This window comes from Variovorax sp. E3, from assembly GCF_016082275.1.
In the GTDB taxonomy this organism is placed as follows: domain Bacteria; phylum Pseudomonadota; class Gammaproteobacteria; order Burkholderiales; family Burkholderiaceae_C; genus Variovorax.
This window is the reverse complement of sequence record NZ_MOWM01000010.1, coordinates 99,792-107,218: the sequence shown is the minus strand read 5'-3', so window position 1 is coordinate 107,218 and position 7,427 is coordinate 99,792. Positions and strand designations below refer to the sequence as shown.

The 7,427-nt window shown below is 70.2% G+C and carries 6 protein-coding genes and 1 pseudogene; 2 read left to right on the top strand and 5 right to left on the bottom strand.

From position 1 onward, the window contains the following. Both BMG07_RS06360 and BMG07_RS06355 read right to left on the bottom strand, forming a co-directional pair. Positions 1-981 (bottom strand): HD domain-containing phosphohydrolase (locus tag BMG07_RS06360; RefSeq protein ID WP_198083847.1); only part of this gene is annotated, 981 nt, incomplete at its 3' end. A gap of 69 nt (positions 982-1,050) precedes the next feature. Further along, positions 1,051-1,819: pseudogene (locus tag BMG07_RS06355) on the bottom strand (alpha/beta fold hydrolase). 193 nt (positions 1,820-2,012) lie between these two features. On the opposite strand from BMG07_RS06355, the gene BMG07_RS06350 reads away from it, so the two are divergent. Next, positions 2,013-2,390 (top strand): hypothetical protein, encoded by a 378-nt coding sequence (locus BMG07_RS06350; RefSeq protein WP_198083846.1) that lies wholly within the window; start codon positions 2,013-2,015, stop codon positions 2,388-2,390. A gap of 37 nt (positions 2,391-2,427) precedes the next feature. Here BMG07_RS06350 and BMG07_RS06345 read toward each other — a convergent pair whose 3' ends face one another. Beyond that, entirely contained in the window at positions 2,428-3,210 is a 783-nt protein-coding gene (locus tag BMG07_RS06345; RefSeq protein ID WP_198083845.1) for a Crp/Fnr family transcriptional regulator, read from the bottom strand. 185 nt (positions 3,211-3,395) lie between these two features. Next, complete coding sequence (locus BMG07_RS41620) at positions 3,396-4,874, bottom strand: hypothetical protein (protein ID WP_269758710.1); 1,479 nt, start codon at positions 4,872-4,874, stop codon at positions 3,396-3,398. A 54-nt stretch (positions 4,875-4,928) separates the two neighbouring features. Between BMG07_RS41620 and BMG07_RS41615 the strand changes: the two genes are divergently transcribed. Beyond that, positions 4,929-5,060 carry a hypothetical protein gene (locus BMG07_RS41615; protein ID WP_269758709.1) on the top strand — a complete coding sequence of 44 codons (132 nt, stop codon included), beginning with the start codon at positions 4,929-4,931 and terminating at the stop codon, positions 5,058-5,060. Positions 5,061-5,112: 52 nt separating this feature from the next. Here the strand turns inward: BMG07_RS41615 and BMG07_RS41610 are convergent, their stop codons facing one another. Continuing rightward, on the bottom strand, positions 5,113-6,861 hold the full coding sequence (locus tag BMG07_RS41610; protein ID WP_269758708.1) for a hypothetical protein: 1,749 nt from the start codon (positions 6,859-6,861) through the stop codon (positions 5,113-5,115). Positions 6,862-7,427 lie beyond the last annotated feature (566 nt).

The following is a 7,427-nucleotide window of genomic DNA, read 5'->3' as shown; positions in this document are numbered from 1 at the left end:
GGCCTCGGCGCGCAGGGTGGCGATGCGCCGCGCCGCGCGCTCGGTCCAGTAGGGCACGAGGCGCAGCCGCTCGGCGTCGGCCTCGCTGCGCGCATCGGGCGTGTCCCACACCGTGTTCGGCACCGACGCGCGGCCGATGCCGTGGATCAGCCCCGCGCGGTACACGCGCTGGCGCTGCGCCTCGTCCAATCCCATGGCGGCGGCGCAGCGCAACGCGGCGTCGGCCACGCGGCGCGAGAAGCCGGTCATCCAGGGCAGCTTGAGATCGATCACGTCGGCGATCAGCTCGAGCGGCGTGGTCGTGGCCTGCAGGGCCGCGGGCGGCAGTTGCGGCTCGGCCGCCGCGCCCTGCTGCTCCATCACGTGGAGCCAGTCGACCGCATGGCGGCGGACCGCGTCGACCAGCGCGGCCGGGTAGCGCGCGTCGGCCCGCTCGGCGATGTAGCGCAGCGCGTTGTTCAGGCCGTGCACACGGGCAAAGATCTCCAGGTCGCCGGCGATGGTGACCAGGAACACCTCGTGCGGAATGCGCGAGGCGTCGAGCCCCTCGGGCTTGCCCTGCCCGTCATAGGTTTCGAAGATGTGGCGCAGCGCCAGCTCCACCGGGGCCGGCATGCCGAGCGTGCGCGCGATGTCGCCGGACACCTCGCAATGGATCTGCGCGAGCGGGCTCACCGAGCTGGCAAAGTCGGCCGCCGCGCGCGCCGACGTGGTCGACAGCATGCTGCGGCGCCCGCCCACGTCGTCGCCCAGCAGGTCGGCGAACTCGGGGGCGTTGGCCGTGCAGCCCGACCAGCGCAGCAAGGCCACGCAGGCCACATGCCCCTGCGTGGCCGCGTCGAGGCCGGTGGCCTCGGCAAGCCGCGCGGCCAGCCACGCGGTGCGCGACGAATGGTCGATGGGCTGCCCCATGCTGAGATCGCCGACAAAGGCCAGCGCGCGGATGGCGTCGAAGACTTGAATGGGGGAAGCAGGCTGCACGTGAAGCGAGAAAAAGTGGCGGATAGGCGCGCCGGTGAAGCGGCGAGCCCCCCGCCGGCACGCGGCACCTTACTTGGATTGGCGCACAGCGTCCAGAATCACTTCGGCCACCTTGGCGGGCTGCGACTGCTGCGGCACGTGGCTGGAGTTGACATGCACCAGGTGCGCGCCGATCTTCTTCGCCATCTCGAGCTGCTGCGCCGGCTGGATCATGTGGTCGCGTCGGTGGTCAGGTACCACGAAGGCTTGGTCTTCCAGGCCGCGTTGCCCAGCTTCTGCTCGAAGGACTTGCCCAGAATCGGGCCCTGCGTCGCCGTCATCACGGCGGTGGTGGCGGCCGGCAGGTCTTGCGCGAAGTGCTTGCTCATGCCCTCCTTGGTGAGCGACAGGAAGCCCGAGGCGTCGGCCACGATGTGCGCGAAGCCGGGCGCGGGCGGGAAGCCCTTGCCGGTTTCGGCGGCGCTTTGCCCGGCGTCGGGCGCGAAGGCGGCAACATAGACCAGCGAGCTGACCTTGTCGTTGGCACCCGCTTCGGTAATGACCGCGCCACCCCACGAGTGGCGACCAGCACGACCTTGCCGGGCTGCGCGTCGATCGCGCGCTTGGCGGCGGCCACGTCGTCCTCGAGCGAGCTCAGCGGGTTCTGCACGGCCACCACGTGCAGGCCCTTGGCCTGCAGCAGCGGAATCACCTTGGCCCAGTCGGAACCGTCGGCGAAGGCGCCGTGGACGATCACGACGCTGGGCTTGCCGGCGTCGGCGGTGGCGGCCACGGCGGAGAACGAGAGGCCGATGGCGGCGGCAGCGGCGGCGAGCTTGAAGCGTTGGATGGTTTTCATTGGGAGTCCGTTTGACACAGGAGGGTTGGGAGAACCCGTACTGTCCGCTTCGGGCGCCGAAGCCGCCATTGGACGAATGTCCGATCCGCGATGTCCGATGGCGGGTTGCCGTCTTTGCGCTGACTTGTGCCCGCCCTAGACTGACCGGTTCGCCGCCGCAACGGCAGGCGACCAGAACCATGGAGGTGCGAGGATGCGCATGAGTTTTCTGTACGGCGTCGCGGCCCTGGCGGCGTGCGGCTTCTGCGGCGTGGCCTCGGCGCAGCCGCAGCCCGGGGCTGAAGCGAGGACGGCCGCGGACAGTTGCGTGGAGGTGGTGGTCAACGGCGAGCGCACGCCTTCCTATGCCTGCCTGACGCAGAAGCTGCAGCCCACCGCGCCGCCGCGCGGGGCCGACGGTGCGCAACCGGGCCTCGCCTCCGAGGCCATCACGCAGCGCCCGTCGAACCAGCTGGGCCTGTTCAACCAGGCCGCGACGAGCCATCGCATGGGCAACACCTTCGGCACGTCGGTCTATCCGCAGCGGCCGCCGGTGGTGGCGCCCTCCTCGCCGCTGATTCCCCGGCCCTGAGCTTCTTCATTCTCCGGGGACGGGCGCCCCGCGAAACTCAAGGCCGGCCGGACTTCCCCGCACCGCCGCGCAAGTCACGCGGCGGCTCGAGCATGTCGGGCGCGAACATCGGCCCTGCCTGGCGCGGCGCGATGTGCGAGAGGTTTTCCTCGATCGGCAGCAGCCCGCCGAAGTCCGTGGTCGCGAAGTCGGCGGCCACGTGCACGCCGTGCTCGTCGCGCCGCACCAGCCCCCGGTTCTCCATGTCGCGCATGGTCTTGTTGACCACCTCGCGCGACAGGCCCGAGTAAGAGGCGATCACCGACTGGGTGATGCGCTTGTCGTAGCCGCCGGTCACGGCCGGGGCCAGTTGCGTCAGCTGGTGCAGCACGCGGCTCACCAGGTCTTCGGACGACAGCGCGGAAATGCGTCGCAGCTGCCCGCGAATGACCGCCATGCGCTTCATGGCCAGGCCCAGCAGGCCGATGGCCACCTCCGGGTACACGCTGCACAGCTTGCGCACGGCCGCCACGGGCACCAGGTACACCGACGAAGGCAGCGCCGCGATGAGCGTCTGCATGGCCTGGTAGCGGTCTTCGGCGAAAGAGGGGCCGAGAAAGAAATCGTCCTGGCGAATGAAGTCGGTGGTGACGTCGCCGCCGTCTTCGCGGCCGTGCGCGACCACGCGCAAGAGACCGCTGGCCACGCAGTAGATGTGATCGGTCCAGTCGTCGGCCATGACCACGATGTCGTTGCGCCGGTACGAGCGAAGCTCGCTGCACTGGACCAGCGCCGCGCGTTCGGCGGGCGGCACGTTGGCAATAAGGGGATGCAGATACATGGCTCTGGTGTTTTTCCTGGCGAGAGGGCAAGCCGGTGGTGTTGCATATCCGTCACCGGCGCTCGACATGCCCAACCCGGCACGGCCCCGCCCCGGGGGCCTGCAACGCCGGACCGCGCGAGCGGCCCGGGCGGAGAAAAAAAGCCCCGGCGAAAAACCGTTCGCCGGGGCTGGAGCCTCGACCCTTAGCGGGCCGAAGCGATCGTCGACACGGCGGAGTTGCCCACCGCCGTGGCGGTGATCTGGTTACCCGCGGCGCGCAGCGTGCTGCCGTTGGTCGCACCCGTCACGCCCACGCCGTAGCTCACGCCAGAAGCCGTGGCGACGATGGCGCCGCTGTTGGTCTGGTAGTTGCCCACAGCGGCGGTCGGACGGCCGACGGCCGGCGCGGCCACGGTCAGCGTGTTGTTCGCGCTGTTGCCGTAGGCCTGCGCGGCCACGGTGTTGCCCGTGACAGCCGCCGTGCCGTTGGTCAGGCCCGCAACGACGCCCACGCTTTGACCGTTGAGCGCGACCTGGTAGGTCCCCGTGGCGTTCGCCGTCACCGCACCCGAGTTGCCCTGGGTGTTCAGCACGGCGGCCGTGGCCTGCGTACCGGCCAGCGTGCTGCCGGCCGTTGCCGCGGTCGAGGCGCCGTAGCTGGCACCGGCCGCAACGTTCAGGGCGTTGTTGGCCGTGTTCCCGCGTGCCAGTGCCGTGGTGCTGTTGCCGTCGATCGTCACGCCGCTGTTCAGCGCCGCCGGAGCCAGCGGGGAGCCGTTCAGCTGGAACGTGGCCGAGGTGCTGGCGTTGGCCGTCACCGCCGCGCTGCTGCTCTGCGTGTTGGCCAGGCCGGCGTTGGCGCCTTGCAGCGCCGCGCCGTTCAGGGCCACGCTGTTGTCGGCGCGGTTGGCGGAGGCTTCGGCCGTCGTGGTGTTGCCGGTGACGCTCACGCTGCTGTTCGCCAGGCCCGTGGTGGCGGTGGCCACCTGGTCCTGGTTGTACAGGCGCGTGTTCGCCGTGCTGCTCACGCTGGTCGAGGCAGTCTGCACGTTGTTCAGCACGTGGTCGCCGGTGGCGGTGCCTGCCACCAGGTTCGCGTTCGCCGCAATGCCGACGGGCGACACGTTGGTGCCGCTCACGGCCAGCGAGTTGGTCACGTCGTTGATCACGCCGAGCGACACGTTCTTGTTGCCCGACAGCGCGACCGACGAATTGGCCACCGCGCCCGGTGCGTACAGCTCCAGGTTCGAGCTGGCCGCGACCGAAGCCGCGCTCGACTGCTGCGACGCCAGGGCCGTGGTGGTCGACACGCTGTTGCCGCTCACCGCGACGCTGTTGACCGCCGTGTTGGCGACGGCGCTGCCGCGCTGGCTGTTGTTCGACACGCTCAGGGTCGCGCCCGAGATGGCGGCGCCCGGTGCGGTGTCGATGGCGTAGGTGCCGAACACGCTGGTCGTGAGACTTGCGCCTTCGTTCACTTGCTGCACGTTCGACAGTGCGTGGTCGGCCTGCGCGCCCGTGCCGGCGATCAGCGTGCCCGCGGTGGCCACGGTGTTGCCGCTGCCCGCGGTGATGTTGCCGCCGGTGACGGCCACGCTGTTGGTCGCGCTGTTGCCGGTGACCGCGCCGTTGGCGGTGTTGCCGTTGACGCTGACCTGCGAGTTGGTGACCGCGCCGCCCACGGCGACAGTGACGCCGCCTGGTTGGGAACTGCCGCCGTTGCGGGCGTGCCGGGGATGATGGCCGAGAAGGAAGCCGCGCCGCCGCCGTTGATCGCGGTGAAAGTCGACAGCGGAATCGTGCCGAGCAACGTGGCCGACCCACTGATGTTGCCACCGGCGGTCGTCCAGCCGTTGGCCACGAGGTAGTCGATCTGCGCGGTCGTAAGGGTCGACGTGGCCACGGTCAGCGTACCGCCCGTCAGGGTGACCTGGCTGTCCGCGATGTTCCCGGCCAGGCCTGTGCCTGTTGCGTTGAAGGTGAACGGCGTGGTCGGCGTCCGGGGCTGCCCGGCGTACCGGCCAGCCCGATCAGCGCATTCACATCAGCACTGGTGGCCTGCGAGTTCTGCAGCGCGCTGGAGCTGGCGATCGCGTTGCCCGCGAGCGTCAGGCCGTTGGTGGCGCTGTTGCTCGTGGCGACGGCGCTGGAGCTGTTGCCGTTCGACACCACGGTGGAACCCGTGACCGAACCGCCGATGGCCGTGCGCACCTGCGCGGCCGTGAGGGCACCCGGGGCGCCTTCCAGCTGGCTGGCCGTGACGGAGCCCGAACCGGTCTGCACGTTCTGCACGCTGAAAGCGGCGTCGGTCATCAGCACCGGGCCGTTCGACGAGGCGCCCTGGCGCGGGACGCCGGTGTTCACGTTGGACAGCGTGTTGCCCGTCACCGCCAGCGTGTTGCCGCCCGCGCGGTTGCCGTTGGCCAATGCCTGGATCTGGTTGTTCGACGTGGACACCGACGACGCCGCGAGGTTGTCCTCGATGTTCGTGCGCACCACCGAACCGCCCGAGGCCGATGCCGAGATGTCGCCCGCCACGTTCTGCAAGTTGGTCACGTTCGCCACCGACGAGAAGCCCGCCGTGGTCACGCCGCTGCCCAGCGCGAGCTTCGCGCCGTTGGTCACGTCGTTGCCGTACGCCGCGCCGACGAAGGCATTGCCTTCGTTGGTGACGGTGCCGCGGGTCACGTTGCCTTCGACCAGCACCTGCAGCGCGCCGACCGGCAGGGCGGAGCCCGATGCCGAAGCCGTCACGTCGCCGAGCGCCGTCTGGTTGCTCAGCACGCCGTAGCCCGCGACCACAGTGCCGCCGCCGGGCACCACCGTCGAAGCGGGCACGCCCACCGCGGCAACGTTGGCGCTGTTGGCCGCCACGTTCAGCGTGTTGGACGCCGAGTTGCCATAGCCGACCGCGCGTTGCAGGTTGTTGGTGAGCGACACGGTGCTGTCGGTCGTGTGCGTGCCGAGGTACGCGGTGGCCGTCGAGCCGAGCAGTTGCGCCTGCACCGGCGAGTTGCCGTCGACGACCTGCACGTTGGCCACGCCCGCGCCCGAACCCACCGTGGTGCCGGTGAGCGACAGCGCATTGCCCGCGCTGTTGCTGACCGCGACCGCTTCCTGCGTATTGCCGGTGACGGTGAAGGTGCTGGCCTTGATGGTGTCGCCACCGGTGCCGCGCGAGTCGGCGGCGATGCCGACGATCGAGCCGGCGTTCGCTGCGCTGACGGCGCCCGCGTAGTTGCCCTGCAGGTTGGAGATGCTCGCCGCGCCGCTCGCCAGGACGTTGCCGTCGGGCGTGCTGCCGCCGGCCAGCACCACCACGCCGCCGCTCAGGGGCAGCGCATTGGCTTCGAGCGACAGGCTCTGGGAAACGCTGCTGCCGTAGGCGGTGGCCGCGGTGCGGTTGCCGCCCACGGTCACGGTGCTGTCGTTGTTGGTGCCGTTCTCGGTGCCCGAGATCACGCCGACCACCGACGGGCCGGTGATGGCCTGCACGGTCGAGCCGTAGTTGCTTTGCTGGCTGGCCAGCGCCGCGGTGGCGTTGAAGGCGGCTGCGTTCTTGCCACTGGCAATGGCGCTGGAAGCCGCATTGCCGGTGGCCGCCGAGGTGATGCTGTTGCCCGACAGGTTGACCGAGCCGCCGTCGATCGACTGCGCCTGCGCGCCCACGCTCGCGCCCTGCGTGGCGCTGGAGAGCGAGACGCGACGTTGCCCTGGCTGTTCAGAATGGCCAGGTCGGCCATGACCGTGCTCGACAGGTTGCCGCCGTTGAAGCTCGCGTTGTTGTTGATCAATCCGCCCGCGCCGGCGACCGACATGCCGTCGCCCAGCACGATGCGGTTGCCCGCCACGCCCGCGGCGCCCAGCGATTCATTGCCGGTGGCCGCGCTGGAGATGGTGTTGCCCTGCACCGAGACGCCGCCGTTCAGCGTGTTGGTCAAGCCCGGGGTGCCGCTGCTGATGGACGCGCCGATGGCCGTGCCGTTGTTGACCGCGCTGTGCACCACGCCGGGTGCGCCGGCCTGGTTCAGTTGCAGGTTCGAGACCACGGCCGAACCGGCGAAGGTGGGCGCGCCGCCGGCCTGGATGCTGGCGGTGCTGGTCGCGGCGTTGCCCTTGAGCGTGGCCGAGACGGTGTTGTTGTCCAGCGCCGGCGAGGAGTTCACCGCGTTGGTGACCGGCGAGGTCAGGGTCAGCGTGACCTGGTTGCCTTGGGCGGTGGCATTGGAGCTGGC

Bases quoted from the DNA above. Each gene is read 5' to 3' on its own strand.
- BMG07_RS41615 (WP_269758709.1), top strand. From the start codon at position 4,929: ATGATGGCCGAGAAGGAAGCCGCGCCGCCGCCGTTGATCGCGGTGAAA.
- BMG07_RS06350 (WP_198083846.1), top strand. From the start codon at position 2,013: ATGCGCATGAGTTTTCTGTACGGCGTCGCGGCCCTGGCGGCGTGCGGC.
- BMG07_RS06345 (WP_198083845.1), bottom strand. From the start codon at position 3,210: ATGTATCTGCATCCCCTTATTGCCAACGTGCCGCCCGCCGAACGCGCG.